Genomic DNA, 16,062 nt, shown 5'->3' on the forward strand with positions numbered 1-16,062 from the left:
AGACCGGATGCACGGTCGAGGCACCCATGAACTCCGATCCTTCCACGCAACGCTTCGAAATCCAAATCCAGGTGGCCGGCGAGGACATCGACGAGCTGGGCCACGTGAACAACGTCGTCTACCTGGCCTGGGTCCAACGGGCGGCGATTGCCCACTGGTCCGCGGAGGCGACTCCGGCCGAAAAGGCCGAGGCGCTGTGGGTGGTGGCGCGGCACGAGATCGACTACCGGCATCCCGCGCGTCTCGGCGACCGCATCGTGGCACGCACCTGGGTGGGGACGAGCACCGGGCGGACCTTCGACCGCCACACCGAGATCCGCCGGGTCGAAGGCGACGTGCTGCTCGCGCGCGCACGCACCGTCTGGGTGCCGATCGAACCGTCGACCGGGCGGCCGAAGTCGGTGAGCGAGGGGATGCGCAGGAGATTTTCGACCAGGCCCGAGCCCGGGAACTAAGTCCGCTCGAGCAGCACCGTGCCCGAGAATCGCCGCCACATCTCTCTGCGCTCGGGCGGAGAGAAGCGGCCGAGGAAGCGCCAGGCCCAGGCGAACGCCATCTGGCGCTTGAGGCGCGCGGACTCGTCCCAGGTCGAACGGAACTCCACCTCGCGCCAGCCGCTGGCCTCGAAGAAGCGCGTCCCTTCGGGGGGCCCGAACTTGAACTGCGCGCCGCCTTCGTGCACCGACTTCGCCCAGCGCTTCTGCATGAATTGGAGCGCCATCGGAGAAGCCAGATCGATCAGCCACCAGCGGATCCCGGCGGCATGGAGGTCGGCGGCGAGCGCCGCCACTTCCTCACGATCGAGGTAGACGAGCAGCCCCTCGCACATCGCCAGCACGCGCCCGGCACCACTCGTCAGGCGCGCCAGAGCCTCACGCCGCGGTCCAGGCTCGCGCAGATCCACGGCCACCGATTCGTAGCGGCAGCGGGGACGCTCGTGTCCCATGACCTGGCGTTTGTGTTCGAGCATCGCGGGCAGATCGAGATCCGCCCAACGGAGCTCGGGCGGAAGCGGCATCCGCCAAGGCCGCGCGTCGAGCCCGGCGGCCAGATTCAGCACCGCGTCCAGCCCCGGATCCCCGAGCAGCCGCGCGAGGATCTCGTCGAACAGACAGGTGCGCACCACCATCGGCCACGACAGCGATTTCCCGCCGGGGATGCCGCGCAGGATCTCCTCGCCGCGCTCGCCGGCCAGCCGGCGCGCGTACGGATCGCGGAAATGCGCATCGGGTCGCTCGCTCTCCATGGCGCGATAGAGCGCGACCCACAACGCGGTGTCGGAAACGTTTTCGATCGGACGGGTGGTCGTCATGAAATCCTCGAGGCCGCGCAGTCTAGGGACCGCACGGCCTCGCGACAAGAACCCGAGTCGACTGAATCGCGTCAGTTCGGCGGCGTGAACACGAACGGCACCTGGAAGGAGGTGACGCCCTCGGGGATGGCCGGGAATTTCCAGTCGCGGATCTGGGAGAGAGCGCAGGACGCGAGCGCCTCGGAACCGAGCGTGTTGGAGACGACGTTGGCGTAGATCACTTCGCCCGAAGCCGCGACGGTCAGGGCCACCACCAGCTTGCCGCGCAGCCCCTCGTGGTGCTTGAGCTCGTTGCTGTAGCAGTACTGGATGCCGGCCGAGTAGCGCTGCACCACCGCGAGCAGCGAAGCGTTCGAGCGATAGACGCCCGGCGCCGCGCCACCCTTCGTGCCCGGCCCCGAGCCGTTCCCCACGCCGCTGCCGACGCCGCTCCCGTAGCCGCCTCCGTTCCCGCCGCCGAACCCTCCGCCCGAGCCCGGTCCGATGCCGCTGCCGGAGCCGCTTCCGTATCCGTTGCCGCTCCCGCCGCCCGAGCTTCCGCCTTCGCCGCCGCCCAGGCCGCTGCCCACCGACGACAGCGAGCCGATCGAGATCCAGGTGCCTTCGACCTTCGAGCCCTTGAGATCGGCGCTGCCCGCGTCTCCCACCGAGCCGGCCGAGACGTGCGTGAGCTGGGCCTCGGTACGGCCGGTCCCGATCACGCGGCTACGGCGCGCCGGGATGCCCGAGGCGTACGGCGACACCGCCGACGACTGCAGCGAGGTCGAGAGTCCGGCCAGCGACTTCTCGAGCGCCGCGGTGGCGCCGGTGAGCTGTGAGGTCACGACGCGCTGAGCGAGCGCGCGTCCGGCGGTGCCGGCGCTCGGAGCCAGGGCCGGACCTGGGCCGGGCCGATGCCCGACCGGGGGAGGCGGGCCCTGGAGGCCGGGTTTCGCCGCTTCGGAGCCGCCGCCGCCCGAGCCACCGGGATGGAGCGCGGTGCTGGGGCCGGCGGTGATCGGTTCCGGGAGCGGCTTGGGCTTCTCGACGATCAGCCTGGCGAATCGCGGCGGCAACTGATCGATGCTGGTGATCACCACCTTGCGCATCGGGGCCAGCAGAACGATCACCAGGAACAGCGCGCCCGAGATTCCCGACGCGATCAGACACCGGCGGAACAGGTCGTCGGGAGCGCCGAACTGAGGCCGGCGATAGACTTCAGCGGTCATGGTGGCCATCGGGTCCGCTCCTAGGACTTCTGGAGCACCGCCAGCGCGATGCTCTCGTAGCCGTTCTGGTTGAGCGTGTACATCACCTTCTGCAGCACGCGGAACTCGATTTCCTTGTCGCCTTGAATGGTGGCGGCGCGGGTCTTGACCTCGCCCTCGCCGCGCCGGCGCGCGAGTTCGTCCTGCTGCCGGCTCGCGGCCTGGAGCTGCTCCGCGAGCGGCGCGATCTCCATGTTGGGACTGTTCACCACCTCCGGAATCGAGGCGACCCGATCGCCCCCGAGCAGGATCTGGTTGTCATCGATCGCCACCACCAGCGAGGTCTGCGGGCTCTGGTCCGCAGTCGAATTGGGCAGCCGGACACCCGGCGGGGGCACCATCACCTCGCCCGATACGTAGCTCTTGAGCAGGAACAGGAGCAGCACGGTGAGGATGTCCATCATCGAGATCAGGTTGACGCTGCCGCCGCCCTGGGCGCCGATCAGGCGCCGCTTGTGCCGTCGCTCGCGGGTTCGCATGTTAGGAAGCCTCCGCCACGCCGTCAGCGAGCGCCGCTTCGGGCAGCCCGGCGGCGCGCGCGATGTCCATCACCTGGATGATTTCCTCGTAGCGCGTGGTGGGCTCCGAGACGATCCGAACTTCCTTCGTCCCCGGATGGGCCGCGACGATGTCGCGCAACGCATCGGAGAGCTGGCTGGCCGCGGCCGCCGCGTCGCCGCGCGGATAGGCCAGCGTGCCCATGCCGTTGCCCTGAACCGCGTAGGCGTCGCGCCGGATGAAGATGGTGAGGTCGAGCGGGGTCTCGTTGGCCGGCGCCGCGACCGCCTCGGCCGACGGCAACGAGGCCTGGATCACGGAGACCTGGACGAATGCCGCCGACATCAGCAGCAGCGGGATGATCGAGATGAACACGTTCATCATGGGCATCAGCTCGATCTCGCCCGCGACGTGCGGTTTCGCGCGCTGGCGCCGCCGGGAACGCCGCGCCATGGGTTACTGGCCTCCGCCCAGCGTGCCGGTCGCCGGACGCGTCGCCGCCGGAGCGCTGCCGACCGGCATCTTGGTGACCTGCGCCGGACGGGCCGCGCTCGCGCCGGCCATCGCCTTGCTCAGCCGCACGGTCAGCTCGTCGACGTCCTGGGCGACGCCTTCGACCCGCGCGTTCAACCATCCCGACACCATCAGAGTGGGAATCGCGATGATCAGACCGAACGCCGTGGTGTGGAGCGCTTCCGAGATGCCCGACGCCAGATAGGCCGAACGCTGGGCCGCGTCGGCGACTCCGACGCCCGAGATCGCGGTGATGAGACCGGTGATGGTGCCGAGGAGCCCGATCAACGTGGCCGAGTTGGCGAGCACGTTGAGCGCGGGCAGTCGCTTGGAGAGATCGGGCAGCACCAGGACGGTCGCATCGTCGGCGGCCGACTGGAGCGCCGCCTCGTCGTGACCGGCGGTGTGCAGCATGGCCTGCGCCACGCGCGCGACCGGGGCGTTCGACTGCGTGCTGACGTTACGCGCGCCCATCAGATCGCCGCGCGTCGCATGGCGCACCAGATCGTCGGTGAACTTGCGGCCGTTGAGCGCCGTGGCGCGGCCGATGATGATCAACCGCTCGATGACGATCGCGGTGATCACCACCGCGATCACCAGAACGGCATGCATGTACATGCCGCCCTCTTTGTAGAAGGTGGCTACCGCCGAAATCGCATTCATCGGGAAGGCTCCTTTCTGGCCTCGATCGCGGATGACGAGTTCATTTGAATCCACTGGGGATAGATCGTGCTCTGGCCCAGTTGACGGCTGGACTTGAGGTAGCGGTGATTCTGAAAATCCATGAAGCGACGCTGATCGCGGGCGGTGATGAACAGCACCTGGGGAACGGCGACCTCGCCCTCGATGTGGATCTCATCAAGGGTGCGCGAACCACCCGCGGATGCGCCGAGCGAGTCGGAGCCGGCGGGACGCTTGCCGGATGCCGCCGGCGATTTCGCCTGAGCCGGACTCGCGGCGCGGGCCGGCTTCGAAGCCGCGCGCCGCGCCGTGGCCGCATTCGCGGCAGCGGGCATCAGCGTGAGCATCAGGGCCAACGCGAGGGTTCGAATCATTTCTCGCTCCGCTTCTGGGCCAGCTCCTTGCCCGGGTTCTTCTCGAACACCTGCGCGAGCCCGTCGGGATCGTCGCTGGCGCGCTCGCGGTATTCCTTGAACCGCCTGGCGGCGGCCTGGTCGTCAAAGGCGTAGAACTTCTCCAGGATGGCGAGGTTGTAGTACGGGCCCGCGAGCTTCGGGTCGATCTCGATCGCTTGGTCGAAGGCCTTGCGCGCGGCGTCGGGATCGCCGGCGCGCAGCTTCACGATGCCGTAGTTGTTCTGGCTCACCGCGCTGTGCGGATGGCGGTGCACGTCCGATTCGGCGAGGTCGGCAGCCGGCGCGGGGTCGGACCCGCGCAAGGTCAGATAGACGGCCGACGAGCCGAGTGAGCGGCGCGCGTCCTGAGGGACCGAATTCATGATCGCCTCGGCGAGATCCGGGCGGTCGATCGCGTCGTAGTGGAGCGCGAGCCCGGCGAGGAGCTCGGGCGACAGCGTGCCGGGACACGCGCTGGCGCCGGTGCGCGCCGCTTCGAGCATCCGGATGGCCTCGTCGTGGCGGCCCGCGTCGAATTCGAGCTTGGAAAGCAGCGAGAGCGCCGGCGCGTAGCACGGGTCGCGATCGAGAGCCTGGCGCAGCTCGAGCTCGGCGCGAATCAGCGAATCGGCGTCGGCATACGCGACTGCGATGGCGAACGGCCAGTAGGGCTCGCGGGGCGCCAGCTTCTCCTGCTCGCGGTACTCGGCGACCCTTCCTTCGACGCCGGCCAGCGGAATGGGGGCGGAACTCTGCGCGCGGCGTTCGGTCACGGCGTGCGGCCGCCAGCCGATGAAGTGCCCGAACAGGCTGAAGCCGCATCCGCTCGACGAGAGGCCGAGCGCGATCAGCGCCGCCGACGAGAGCAGCGCGCGAACGCCGCCGGACACCGGGCGTCGTTCCTCACGCCGATTCGAAGTGCGTGCGGTGGTGCTCATGGCTCGCTCCCCTGGCTGGTCATGCTGGCGGTTCGACCCCTGGATCCGCGGTGGCTCTTGGCCTCCGCCCGTTCGCTCGACTTCGACTTGCCGCCGTGCGCGCGGGACGGCAAATCCGATTTCGCGGGGTGCACCTTGTCGGCCGCCACCGCCGCCGCCAGCGGGTAATCCGTTTCGGGGCGGTAGTAGAAGCGGTCCGACATGCGCTGGAACAAGGACTGCTGCGCCTTGCCCATCCACGAGTCGTCCGACGAATCCTTGGCCCGCTGGCGCAAGAGCTCCGCCCACACGCCCTCGCCCCGGTCGTAGAAGGGCTGAGCCTGTTGGTGGAGCACCTGGTCGTAGGCGGTCAGATCGTCCCCTTTGATATCGGCAGGACGCTCGCTCTTCTGCAGCGCGTCGCCGAATCCGACCAGGGCCTCGCCGATCCGGTAAGTGGCGGCGTGGGACCATTCTGCAACCCCGACATTCACGCATTCCCGGAAGCGCGAAAGAACCTGGTCGAGCAGCTTCTGCTTGGCCGGGATGGACTTCTCGAGCGGCTGGCGGATCGCGGCTGACGAGTAGGCGGCGAACGACTCCTCGCCCTGGTCGAAGCGGATCTCAGCGATCAGCGGCTTCGAGGCCAGATCGGGGTGGGCCGCCGCCAGCTTCAAGTACTGCGCGAGGTGCGAGGGCGGCTCGCTCGAGGCGCTCGCGACCGGAGCGGCCGCCGCGACGCCCTTCTTGAGCTTCGAGCGGATCGGTGCCGGGGGCGGAATCAGCGTCGAGATCGGGTGGGACGGGCTCACGGTCTTGAGCTCGCGGCGCGCGAGATCCTCGAGGAAGTCCATGGCCGCCGCCACGTCATCCGGATACCGGTGCACGTAGGCGAGGTGCAGCTGGTCGGCACGGTCGGTGAGCCCGGCGCCCGCGTAGAGATCGGCGGCCTTGAGCCAGGCGTCGCGAGCCACCGAGTCCTGCGGGAAGGCTTTCACGAAGTCCTCGTAGCCCTGGGCCGCGCGCGCCTTCTCGCCCTTTTCCTCCCATTGCTTCGCGATCTGGAGATGCGCGTCGCGCAGGAACTCGCTGTTCGGGAAGTGCAGGATCAGATTCTGCATGGCATTGACGCTCGCCTCGGTCTTGCCGGCCTTCTGGTAGGCCAGTCCCGCGCGGTACTCGGCGAGATCCGCGTGTTCGTAGCCGGGCCAACTGGTCGCCACCTTCTCGAACAGTTCGGCATGTTTCGCGTACGCGGTCGAGTCGGCGGCCACCGCCGCTTCCGCCTGGCGATAGGCGCAGATCGGAATCGCGCGCTCGGCGCGGCGTGCCAGCGAGTCGACGCCGGCCGTGCGCGCCGCGGTCATGGCGGCGGCATAAGCCGCGCCCGCCTGATCGAACTGGTCGAGGCGCAGGTAGGAGTCGGCGCGCAGCATGGCGGCGAGCGGGGCGCGCGAATCCGAAGGATGCTGGGTCGCGAACTTCCCGAAGAACTCGGCGGACCGGTCGTACCAGCGGTGGGCGAACGCCAGATTGCCTTCGCGCCACAAGAGATCGGCGGCGCGCGGATGCTGCGGGTAGCGTTGGAGCAGCTGATCGGCCGCGCTCATCACCGCGGTGGCGAGCGAATCGCTACCGAGCGGATGCGGACCGGTCCCGGCGCTCCGCGACGCCTCGTACCAGCTGTCGGTGACCGCGACCTCCTGCCACAGCGCCAGTTGCGCCGTGCTGTCCGGGCCGCCCTTCGCCGCCGCCGCGTAGTGCGCCAGCGCGGCCGGATAGTCCCCAACGCTCGCGCAGGCCTCGCCGGCGTTCAGGTGGAGCGCGGGCGCGTCGGGGTCGTCCGGCCAGTGGGAGAGGATGGTGTCGTAGAGCTGCAGCGCCTCGCGCCACTCCCACGCGGAATTGGTCTTCCGCGCCTCGAGGTGGTGCTCGAGGGCCACTGACTTGAGTCCCCCGCGTGCGAACTCCGACCCCGCGGTGCGCACCGAATCGGAGGCTTGAGCCCTGGCCCAGTCGCTCCCCGGGGCGAACTGCGATGCGTACTTGAGCTGAGCATCGCGCACCTGGTCGGGCTTCTCCCAGCGGCGATAGGTTTCGGCGAGCAGCTGTGCGTTCTCGAGGGCCTCGGGCGCCAGCGGGTAGCGCGTGAGCGCCAGCTCCTCGCTGGCGGCCGCGTCGGCGAACAGGCTGTAGCGGCGCTGGTAGGCGGCCAGCGACATCAGCAGCTTCATCTCGTAGGGGCGGGTGCCGAGGGTGTCGAAGTACATCGCGAACGCCGGCGCGCCGCCGGCGCGGGCCATGGCCTGGATCAGATCCGACTCGGCCTCCTTGTGGACGTCCACCTGGATCGGCGCGTGCCCCGGAGCGTCGTACAGATCGAGCACCCGACGGAACGCGTCGACCGCCTGGAGGTAGCGCTCGGCGTTGTACTCCGCCCAGCCCATCTTGTAGAGCGCGGTGACGGCGAGGCTGGTGTCGCCGCCGGCCGCGGCGCGCTGGTAGAGGGTCACGCCGCTGGCGAAGTCGCGATCATTGAAGTTGAGGTCGGCCATGCGCAGGTAGGATTCCTGGCAATAGGGCGACTCGGGAAAGGAGCTCACCAGCTCCTGGAAGTAGGGAACCGCGGCCGGATCGCCGTCGTCGGCCAGAATCATCGCGGCGTTGAAGAGCACCGCGTCCCGGTGCGGGAAATCCGGATCCTGCTTGAGAATCGCGACGTAGAGATCGAGCGCCGTCCGATCGCTCAGCTGCGGCAGGTGCCCGGTGGGCTGGCCGGCCGCCTGCGCCTTCAGATAGGCGGCCATCTGTTCGCGGAACTGCTGCCGGGCGTCCACCAGCATCAGGTCGGCCAGCCGGAATCGCACCTCTCCGCGAGCCGGCGATTCGGGGTGGCGCCCGAGAAAGGTCTGAAGGCTCTCGATCGCGCGCATGCGCCACTCGGCAGCCTCGGCCGGCTCCTCCACGTCAGTGGCGAGCGAGGTCGAGTCGTTCTCATGACCCGCGGCGGCCGCAGGGAGCTCGAGCGAATCGGGCACCCCGAGCTGGATGGCGAGGCCGTATCGGGAGGAGGCGAGGCCGTAGTCAATGCCCTCGCGCTCGTCGTTCATGGCGTCGAGCGCCGCTTCGACCGCCTCGGTGGCGGTGCGGGAGCGGAGCGCCCGGTGCCGGACCTCCATCGAGTCGGCGCTCGACTCGAGCCAGGCGAGCCGCCGCTCTTCGAGCCGGAGCGCGGGGCTGCTCGAGGTCGCGGTCAGGCAGGAATCGATGGTCCCGCCCAGCGCTCGCGCCCGCGAGAGCAACTGTCCGGCCGCGATCCCGAGCGAATCCGAGCGAGTGATGAGACCGGGCCGCCACGAGTCACGATACGAGCGCGCGATCAGGGACGGCGTCGCGATCACCATGCTCTCCGCCACCGCTTCGATCGCACGCGCCAGACCCTGTTCGGCGGCGAGCATGGAATCGGCGCTCGGGAATCCCTGCGGCAGCCGGTGGGTGCGCTGGAGCGCGGGGTCGGAAAGGTAGTAGAAGCGCATGCCATTCATCCACAGCTCGTGGGCGAGCGCGGTGCGGACGATGCGCTCGAGCCGCCGGCCGAGATGGAGCGTGGCCGAGTCGCGCACCGCCGCCAGCTGCTGGTTGAGCGCGCCGAGCGTGCGGCGAAGCGAGTCGAGCTGGGCGGCGCGATCGCTCAACAGGCGCATCTCCCCCTGGGACCGCTCGAGCCCCACCGACAGGTAGCGCTGCCGCTCGGCGAGCTCGGCGCGTTCGCGCTCCACGTCGCGGCGCGCGCCGTCGCGCTCGTAGCGCAGCTCCTCCAGCTGCCGCTCGGATTGCGTCACCTGCCGGGACGCTTCGGCGGTCGGGGGCGCCACCGTCCAGCGCCAGGGCGCGAGCGCGCTCGCGTCGAGCGGGGGAGGTTCGCGCATCGGATGTTGCGTCAGGTCTTCGGCGGCCACCGCCAGGCTCTCCGCCGCGACTCGCGCAGCATCGGCATCGAGCGCCAGGGTAGGGGAGCCGGCTGGAGCGCCGGCCCATGCGGTCCACAGCGAATCGAAGTTGCCGCTCTCGAGCATGGCGCGAAGCGCGGCGTTCTCATTCGACCAGTCGCGATCCACGGCGGCGTACGCCTGCTCGGCCGCCGCCCAGTCGCGCGCGTCGAGCCGCTGGCTCGCCAGCGCCATCCGTACCGCGCGCGCCTCGGCGTAGCTGGAGTCCAGGGCCAGCAGGCTCTCGAGCTGGCTCGTCCCGGCCGAGGAGTCGCCCTGTTCGAGCGCCAGCAGGCCCAGCAGGTGGCGCGCGCGGCTCGAGTAGCGGCTGCCTGGCGGCACGCTCCGAAGCAGCGCGGTCGGATCGCCACCGTGGTCCAGTATCCGGCCGGCCTGCCGCAGCAGGGCCTCGCCGGCCAGATCTCGGCCGAGCCGCGTGGTGGTGTCGGCGGCGAGCTCGATCCATTCCCGCTCTTCGTCACCGCCCTGCGCCGCGACCGCGCGCGCCTTGAGAAACGACTGGAGCGCGGGCGAGCTCGCCGCCAGGCGCTCGAGGGTCGAGTCGGGTGCGCTCGCGGTGGTGTCGGGCGCCAGGCTCATCCCCTGAGACTCGAGAATCGCGCGCTGATAGCCGAGCCAGCGGGTGAACGGAGTCGGATCGGGCCAACCCTCGACCTGTCGCGCCAGCGCCACGAACCGGCTCGGGGTTCCCTGCTCGAGGTATCCGAGCCCGAGCAGGAACGCCGCGCGGTCCGCCTCGGCGAATCCCGGCTTGCTCCAGTCGAGCGGCTCGAGCGCCGCGATCATCGCCCGTGTGTCGCCGGCGCGGCGCGCCGCCACCGCTCGCCTGAGCGCGAGCCAGTCGGCGCCGAGCGAGTCGGACGCCACGCGCAGCGCGCGCAGGGAGTCGGGCGGCACGCTCGCGAGCCGCGGAGCGCGGGCTGCCGAATCCACGGGCGCCGTCGAGGCACGGGCAGGGCCGGGCGAGCCGCTCGCAAGAGCGGTCGCGGTGAGAACAATGCCCAGCGCCCGAACGACGTCGTGTCGTTTCACGGTCGAAGTTCTCAGCTACCGATGGGTGGAGCGCCGGCGTCGTGAACCCAGGTGCTGGCCTGAATGCTGGGCGCGCCCGGGTCGACCTGGACGGTGGACAGATCGAGCTTGAGAACCGTGAGCCGATCGCGCGCCGGGTCGAGGCTCACATAGCCCGTGTCGCCGGAAGGCCATCGCTCGCCGTTCAAGATCACGCTCACCACCTGCTCGCGCGGCTCGATCAGTCCGTGGAACATCTGCACCACGCCGCCCTGGCGCAGCGTCGTCCTCTGGTCGTCGCTGAGCGGAACGCTGAGGACGCCACCGTCCTCGAGCTGAATGCCGACCGATGCGATCGCGGCGCCGGCGGGATAGCCGCTCAGCACGACCATCAGCGAGGTGCGCTGGTCGCCGGTGAAGTCCTTTTCCAGCACCGCCAGCCGCGTGCGCTGGTCCGAGAGCTGGCGGTCCATCTGATCGAGCTGCTGCTCGAGCGTGCCCAGCTCGGTGACGCTGGCGAGGAGCTGCTCCTTCTGGCGCTGATCGTCGAGCCGGGCGATCGAGTCGCGGCCCGCCATGATCCGGGCCAGCAGCTCGCGATAGGCGAGGAAGCGCGGATCGATCGATTCCGCCCCACCCTTCCGGTCCGCTGGCTTCTCGCTCAGGCGGTCTTCACGCGCCCGGATGAAGTCGACGTTGGCCTTGAGGAAGCGAAGCGTCGGGTACTTTTCCTTCCTGGGCTTCACGCGTTCGACGCGGATCTCGCGGACTCCCTCGGCATCGTCGGAGCGGGCCACGCGCGGGAGGAGCGCCGCCGCGGCCAGCAGTACGGTCAGGCCGTGGCCGAGCAAGCGCGGCGCGGCTCGCCGGGGGCGGGGCATGGATTCGGTCCGCATGGCGATCACCCTCTCCAGGTGCGGCGCACCTTGCCGGCGCTCGCGTCCACCATCACGAACAGCGAGGCCGAATGGGGCGCGGTGTAGACCAGCGTCCAGGTGGTGGGGTCGGGGTCCGCGTCCTGGAAGGCGCCGCGCATCAGCAGCATCGCGCTGAGATGACCCTGGTGCTTCTGGCGGAAGGCGTGGCCCACCTGGCGGTCTGCGGCCTGGAGCGCCGCGCCGCTGTCCATCCAGTTCTGCGCGAGCGGCGGCGCCTGAAACTTCATCGCCAGGTTCTCGGCCTGAACGATCTTGTCGTTGCGGACCGAGTAGGCGCGCGCCTGATCGAGGCTCGCCGAGTAGAACAGATAGCCCCAGCGCACCGCCGCGCCACTGTCGTCGAGATCGTCGTCGTTCTCGACGTAGATCAGCTGCGCGTCGGCCGCCCACGAGCGCGCGGCATTCTGAGCCAGCTCGACGCCCGCCTTGGCCGCGAACGGCGCCGGGTGGCCGGCCAGGGCCGCCGGGGGCGACGCGAACCCCAGCAGTGCCAGGGCCAGGCCGGCGAGTCCGATGGCGCGCCTCGACGTGAGCCCACGCGCGGGACGTCGCTCGATGTGAGTCATGGTCGTGCTCCTAGAAGAGGTAGGAAGTCCCGAGCGTGAATTCGATGTTGTTGTTCTGGCGGCGCGCGTTGTCGGCGCCGGTCTTGAAGCGGTAGTCGCGCACTTCCCAGCGGACCGCGGTGCGCTTGGAGAGGAACAGCTCGACGCCGCCGCCGTAATTGGTGCTGGGCTCCACCTGGCCCTGCATGATCGCGGAGCCGAGGCCACCGCTCAGATAGGGCACCATCTGGCGCCCGGGCAGCAGCTCCCAGGTGAGGTTGAGGTTGTAGTAGAGCATGTCGAAATCCTCCTCCTCGAGCATCAGGCCGAAGAGGCTCTCGACGATCTCGGCGGGACGATTGACGTGAGTCCAGGCGACCGTGCCCTCGAACTGGATCCGATCGAAGACGTAGTAGCCGACGCGCCCGCCGAGCGCGAGCGAGTTGGACTTGCGGTCGAAGGCGTAGGCGCCGGCATAGCCGGTGAGAATCACGGCGCCGGTGCGTGAATACATCTTGGGGTTGGGCTTGAATTCGAGATCGGTGAAGTCGTCGAATTCCTTGCACAGCGACGCGTGGACCCAGCCGCTCTCGGTCGGCGATACGCGCACGTTGTCCCAGTCGCCGCTCTTGGCGATGATCGGGAACTCGGAGCCGCTCTTGTAGACCCCGGCGATCGCGTAGTTGTCGCCGGGCCCGGAGCGCAGCACGACCTGCGACTTGCCGAGCAGCCGCACCTTGCGGATGGCGTGACCGCTCGGCGGGGTCATGAGTGACGTTGCCGAGGTGTCCGGAGTCGCCGGGAATGCGGCAGGAGCGGGCACGCCCTGATTCGTCGAGTCGGCCGGCGCCGCGGCAGCGTCCTCGGCGCGGGCGCGCGCCCCCCAGGTCAGGGCGAGCAGCGCCGCCAGCGCGACCGGTCGCGCGAAACCAATCAGGGATCGGGGTGGGCGAGTCATCGTGAATTCCCTTTCGTTATCGTCCAAAGCGACGCGCCAGCTCGAGGCGGACGCTCCAGTCGTCGAAGGATTGGCGCTGGGTCTCGATCACGCTGCCGTTTCGGTGGGCGGTATCCATCGAGAATCGCCGCCACTCCAGCTCGGCTCCCGCGCGCCACGCGCCGAGCAGCTCCCGGCGGGCGCCGAGCCCGGCGCCGCCGATCCATTCGTCGATCGGCCGGAACGCCACGACGACCGGCGTGCCCGAGACGTCGATCGTCATCTGGTCGGGGTGATAGCCGAGGTGAAGCAGTCCGCCGCTCGCGAGCGCGAGCAGCTCGACGCCGAACGATCTCGCAAGCCGCGCGTTGCCGACCAGCTCCCAGCTCGTGGCGCGCACCTCGGGACCACCGCTCGTACCGCCGACGTTCGCGGTCTGCGTGGTCTGGGTTTCGAGCATGCGGGCGCCGAGCCCCCAGCGCCCCTGGCCCGCCATCGCCTGACCGCCCCAAGCGAAGCGCGGCGTCACGTCCCACTGATAGTTGGCGAGCGCCGGATCCAGCCGGATCGAGCCGGTGAGGAGCCCGAGCGAATACCAGCGCGCGCCATCCGGCGGCGTCGAGTTCTCCGCGGCGTTCGCCCGCCGGCCCGCCCCGGAAGCGAGCGCGAGCAGCAACGCGACGATCGCGGCGACGCGGGAGGGCGTCCCGCGCGCCCGAGTCCCTGAGCTCCGCAGGCGCCCGCGCATCGCTAGTTCGGTCCCGGACCCGGCAGTGCCAGCTTCATTCCCACCGGAAGGATCTGATACTGGCTGGAGTTGAAGGGCGTGACGTAGATGGATTCGGCGCCGCTCGGCAGCTCGATCTTCTCTCCGGAGCCGAGATAGCAGAGGAAGAACAGCCCGGTGGGCGTGCTCGCCGTGGTGTCCATCAGCGTCGCCGGCGCCACCGCCGCGAACGAGATCTCCACCGGCTGGATCAGGTGATCCCAGCCGGTGACCGCCCGGATGCCACGCCCGCACGAGCTCGAACTCGCGAGGATGCGATCGATATCCGCGGCCATGGCGGTGCGCTCGGCGTTGGGATCGAGCGTGACGCTGCCGGGTGACAGCGTGCCGCTGACCCGCAGCTCGGCCACCAGATAGCCCGTGACGATGCGCCGGTAGGTGATGTGGGTGCTGACGTCGATGGACTCACGCACGCCGGGCGCGATCACCTGGTTGGGAGAAAGGCTCGAGCTCATCATGTCCACGCGCGTCCAGCGATCCTCGGTGGTGGGAGCCTCGAGGCAGCCGGCGAGCAGCGGCGCGGCCAGCAGCAACGCGAGCAGGACCGGCCCGAGGACGCGCCGTCGTGGCGCGTTCCCCGGATGCGGGCCGGACGGATTCGGCAGGTGCGGGCGCATGACGCTCAGCGCACCACCACCAGCTTGCGCGTGAACTGCTGGCGGTTGACGTCGAGCCGGTAGAAGTACATGCCGGCCGAGACCGCGGTGCCGTGATCGTTGCGGGCGTCCCACACGACTTCGTTGAGACCGGGCGAGAAGCCGCCGCCGAAGCTGCGGACCACGCGACCCGAGGCGTCGAATACGCGCAGCGCGACGCCCTTGGCATTGGCCGGCAGCATGAACGAGATGCGCGTCGAGGCGCCGACCGGATTGGGCGTGTTGCCGAGCAGCATGGCCTGCGCCGGAGTGGCGGTGAGGCCGCCGCCTGGCCCCAGTTTGGTCTGAGCCGTCGCACTTGGGCCGCCTGGATAGCTCGAGGTCGCGGTCACGCGCAGCAGCAGATCGCCCGAGCTCGCGACGTGCAGGTCCGAAGGATCGAGCGCCAGGGTCTGGACACCGGCGCCCATCGAGCCCGCTGCGTGGCGGGTGAGGGTCTGGCCGGTCGCGCCGTCCACCAGCTCCACCACGACGTCGGCCTGATCGGTGAGCATGAAGCTCGCCGACGGATCGCTGCCGGCGGCCACCGCCAGGTTCGAGACGTCGACGCCGAGGTTCCACAGGCGCACGCCGCTCGCGTCGGCCCACTGGTCCACGGACACGCCGTTGGGCTTGCCGACCCGCGTCAGGCTGCCGACCCGGTGATCGTTCACGTTGACGAACGGAACGTGGAAGCTGCGCGGGCGCGACAGACCATCGGTCAGATCCGCGACCGGCGTCAGGCCCGGGCTGAACTTGCGGATCACGCCACGATTGGGCGCCGCCGCGTAGAGATTGCCCCACTGGTCGGTGTCGAGCGAGGTGACGACATCCGCGCCGTCCTTCGCGTCCCCGAGCCAGCTGAAGCCGCCGCCATCGTCGCGCAGGTGCACGATCCTGCCGGAGTGGGCGTCGGCCACGTAGACGTCACGGGTATTGGCGCCGCCGGAGCGGCCGGCGGTGATGGCCATCGGTCCGGCGAAGTGGCCGGCGCCGCTGCCCAGGTCGCCGATCGCCGCCACCTGCTGGGCCCCGGCATCCCCGAGCGCATAGGCGATCACGCGGTTGCGACCGGTGTCCGAGACGTAGAGCCGATCGTCCGCATGCGAGAACGGCGTGCCGCCGTCGGAGTAGGCCACGTCATACGGGCCGCTCAGGCCCCGGATCTCGAACAGCGGCGTGAGTTGAATGTCGCCATACTGGGTGCTGGCCTGGAGCACCAGCACGCGGTTGTTGCCGGCGTCGGCCACGAACACGCGATTCTGCTCGTCGACCGACAGGCCCCGCGGATTCGAAAGCGCGCCCAGCGCCGTACCGGCGCCGGTGTAGGCGGCGAGGCTGCGTCCCGACTCGCCGAACACCAGCCGGTTCCAGCCCGGGTCGGAAACGATCTGGAAAGTCCGCGCCTCGAGATAGGGGAAGACGTTGTAGACGTCCACGCTTCCGATCGTGATCGTCGAATAGGGATCCGAGAACACGTCACGCCCCACCTGCTCGTGCGCCACCGTCTTGGTGAAGGCATCGAGACCGAGGTCGGGTGCGATCGCCGTTCGCGCGAACGTTCCCGCACGCGCGGGGCCCGCCGCGATCAGCGCCAGGCTGCAGATGCACAGAATGAGTCTTCGCACGTCCCGCT

15 protein-coding genes are annotated in these 16,062 nt (G+C 69.7%); 1 reads left to right on the forward strand and 14 read right to left on the reverse strand.

The window, feature by feature from the left end:
- Nucleotides 1-26 precede the first annotated feature (26 nt).
- Nucleotides 27-455, forward strand: coding sequence for a thioesterase family protein (locus tag VMJ70_00475; GenBank protein HTO89577.1), 429 nt, complete (start codon nucleotides 27-29; stop codon nucleotides 453-455).
- Here the strand turns inward: VMJ70_00475 and VMJ70_00480 are convergent.
- From VMJ70_00480 to VMJ70_00545, 14 genes are all read right to left on the reverse strand, one after another.
- The gene (locus VMJ70_00480; protein HTO89578.1) at nucleotides 452-1,312 is read right to left on the reverse strand and encodes an SAM-dependent methyltransferase; all 861 of its coding nucleotides are present in this window, start codon (nucleotides 1,310-1,312) and stop codon (nucleotides 452-454) included. The genes VMJ70_00475 and VMJ70_00480 overlap by 4 nt on opposite strands.
- A 71-nt stretch (nucleotides 1,313-1,383) precedes the next feature.
- Nucleotides 1,384-2,529 carry an AgmX/PglI C-terminal domain-containing protein gene (locus VMJ70_00485; protein ID HTO89579.1) on the reverse strand — a complete coding sequence of 382 codons (1,146 nt, stop codon included), beginning with the start codon at nucleotides 2,527-2,529 and terminating at the stop codon, nucleotides 1,384-1,386.
- Nucleotides 2,530-2,540: 11 nt separating this feature from the next.
- A complete protein-coding gene (locus VMJ70_00490; GenBank protein ID HTO89580.1) occupies nucleotides 2,541-3,038 on the reverse strand; it encodes a biopolymer transporter ExbD in 498 nt (165 codons plus the stop codon).
- A 1-nt stretch (nucleotide 3,039) separates the two neighbouring features.
- On the reverse strand, nucleotides 3,040-3,510 hold the full coding sequence (locus tag VMJ70_00495; protein ID HTO89581.1) for a biopolymer transporter ExbD: 471 nt from the start codon (nucleotides 3,508-3,510) through the stop codon (nucleotides 3,040-3,042).
- Between the two features lie 3 nt (nucleotides 3,511-3,513).
- Complete coding sequence (locus VMJ70_00500; protein ID HTO89582.1) at nucleotides 3,514-4,233, reverse strand: MotA/TolQ/ExbB proton channel family protein; 720 nt, start codon at nucleotides 4,231-4,233, stop codon at nucleotides 3,514-3,516.
- Nucleotides 4,230-4,625 (reverse strand): hypothetical protein, encoded by a 396-nt coding sequence (locus tag VMJ70_00505; protein ID HTO89583.1) that lies wholly within the window; start codon nucleotides 4,623-4,625, stop codon nucleotides 4,230-4,232. Before VMJ70_00505 ends, VMJ70_00500 begins: the two co-directional genes overlap by 4 nt.
- Nucleotides 4,622-5,584: a hypothetical protein gene (locus VMJ70_00510; protein HTO89584.1), complete on the reverse strand. Its 963-nt coding sequence runs from the start codon at nucleotides 5,582-5,584 to the stop codon at nucleotides 4,622-4,624. Before VMJ70_00510 ends, VMJ70_00505 begins: the two co-directional genes overlap by 4 nt.
- Nucleotides 5,581-10,506, reverse strand: a complete 4,926-nt coding sequence (locus tag VMJ70_00515; protein HTO89585.1) for a tetratricopeptide repeat protein — start codon at nucleotides 10,504-10,506, stop codon at nucleotides 5,581-5,583. The genes VMJ70_00510 and VMJ70_00515 overlap by 4 nt, the downstream gene beginning before the upstream one ends.
- 110 nt (nucleotides 10,507-10,616) lie before the next feature.
- Nucleotides 10,617-11,480, reverse strand: coding sequence for a hypothetical protein (locus VMJ70_00520; protein ID HTO89586.1), 864 nt, complete (start codon nucleotides 11,478-11,480; stop codon nucleotides 10,617-10,619).
- Between the two features lie 5 nt (nucleotides 11,481-11,485).
- Nucleotides 11,486-12,088, reverse strand: coding sequence for a hypothetical protein (locus VMJ70_00525; GenBank protein ID HTO89587.1), 603 nt, complete (start codon nucleotides 12,086-12,088; stop codon nucleotides 11,486-11,488).
- A gap of 10 nt (nucleotides 12,089-12,098) precedes the next feature.
- A complete protein-coding gene (locus VMJ70_00530) occupies nucleotides 12,099-13,025 on the reverse strand; it encodes an outer membrane beta-barrel domain-containing protein (protein HTO89588.1) in 927 nt (308 codons plus the stop codon).
- A 16-nt stretch (nucleotides 13,026-13,041) separates the two neighbouring features.
- Complete coding sequence (locus tag VMJ70_00535; protein ID HTO89589.1) at nucleotides 13,042-13,752, reverse strand: hypothetical protein; 711 nt, start codon at nucleotides 13,750-13,752, stop codon at nucleotides 13,042-13,044.
- Between the two features lie 2 nt (nucleotides 13,753-13,754).
- Nucleotides 13,755-14,408: a hypothetical protein gene (locus VMJ70_00540; protein ID HTO89590.1), complete on the reverse strand. Its 654-nt coding sequence runs from the start codon at nucleotides 14,406-14,408 to the stop codon at nucleotides 13,755-13,757.
- Between the two features lie 5 nt (nucleotides 14,409-14,413).
- On the reverse strand, nucleotides 14,414-16,054 hold the full coding sequence (locus VMJ70_00545) for a FlgD immunoglobulin-like domain containing protein (protein ID HTO89591.1): 1,641 nt from the start codon (nucleotides 16,052-16,054) through the stop codon (nucleotides 14,414-14,416).
- Between the last annotated feature and the right edge of the window lie 8 nt (nucleotides 16,055-16,062).

The sequence above is a fragment of the Candidatus Sulfotelmatobacter sp. genome (genome assembly GCA_035498555.1).
Classification (GTDB): domain Bacteria; phylum Eisenbacteria; class RBG-16-71-46; order RBG-16-71-46; family RBG-16-71-46; genus DATKAB01.

Excerpts from the sequence above, each read along its gene's own strand:
- VMJ70_00530 (HTO89588.1), bottom strand. The coding sequence starts at position 13,025 with ATGACTCGCCCACCCCGATCCCTGATTGGTTTCGCGCGACCGGTCGCG.
- VMJ70_00510 (HTO89584.1), bottom strand. The coding sequence starts at position 5,584 with ATGAGCACCACCGCACGCACTTCGAATCGGCGTGAGGAACGACGCCCG.
- VMJ70_00485 (HTO89579.1), bottom strand. The coding sequence starts at position 2,529 with ATGGCCACCATGACCGCTGAAGTCTATCGCCGGCCTCAGTTCGGCGCT.
- VMJ70_00505 (HTO89583.1), bottom strand. The coding sequence starts at position 4,625 with ATGATTCGAACCCTCGCGTTGGCCCTGATGCTCACGCTGATGCCCGCT.
- VMJ70_00500 (HTO89582.1), bottom strand. The coding sequence starts at position 4,233 with ATGAATGCGATTTCGGCGGTAGCCACCTTCTACAAAGAGGGCGGCATG.
- VMJ70_00520 (HTO89586.1), bottom strand. The coding sequence starts at position 11,480 with ATGCGGACCGAATCCATGCCCCGCCCCCGGCGAGCCGCGCCGCGCTTG.
- VMJ70_00495 (HTO89581.1), bottom strand. The coding sequence starts at position 3,510 with ATGGCGCGGCGTTCCCGGCGGCGCCAGCGCGCGAAACCGCACGTCGCG.
- VMJ70_00540 (HTO89590.1), bottom strand. The coding sequence starts at position 14,408 with ATGCGCCCGCACCTGCCGAATCCGTCCGGCCCGCATCCGGGGAACGCG.
- VMJ70_00525 (HTO89587.1), bottom strand. The coding sequence starts at position 12,088 with ATGACTCACATCGAGCGACGTCCCGCGCGTGGGCTCACGTCGAGGCGC.
- VMJ70_00490 (HTO89580.1), bottom strand. The coding sequence starts at position 3,038 with ATGCGAACCCGCGAGCGACGGCACAAGCGGCGCCTGATCGGCGCCCAG.
- VMJ70_00475 (HTO89577.1), top strand. The coding sequence starts at position 27 with ATGAACTCCGATCCTTCCACGCAACGCTTCGAAATCCAAATCCAGGTG.
- VMJ70_00535 (HTO89589.1), bottom strand. The coding sequence starts at position 13,752 with ATGCGCGGGCGCCTGCGGAGCTCAGGGACTCGGGCGCGCGGGACGCCC.
- VMJ70_00480 (HTO89578.1), bottom strand. The coding sequence starts at position 1,312 with ATGACGACCACCCGTCCGATCGAAAACGTTTCCGACACCGCGTTGTGG.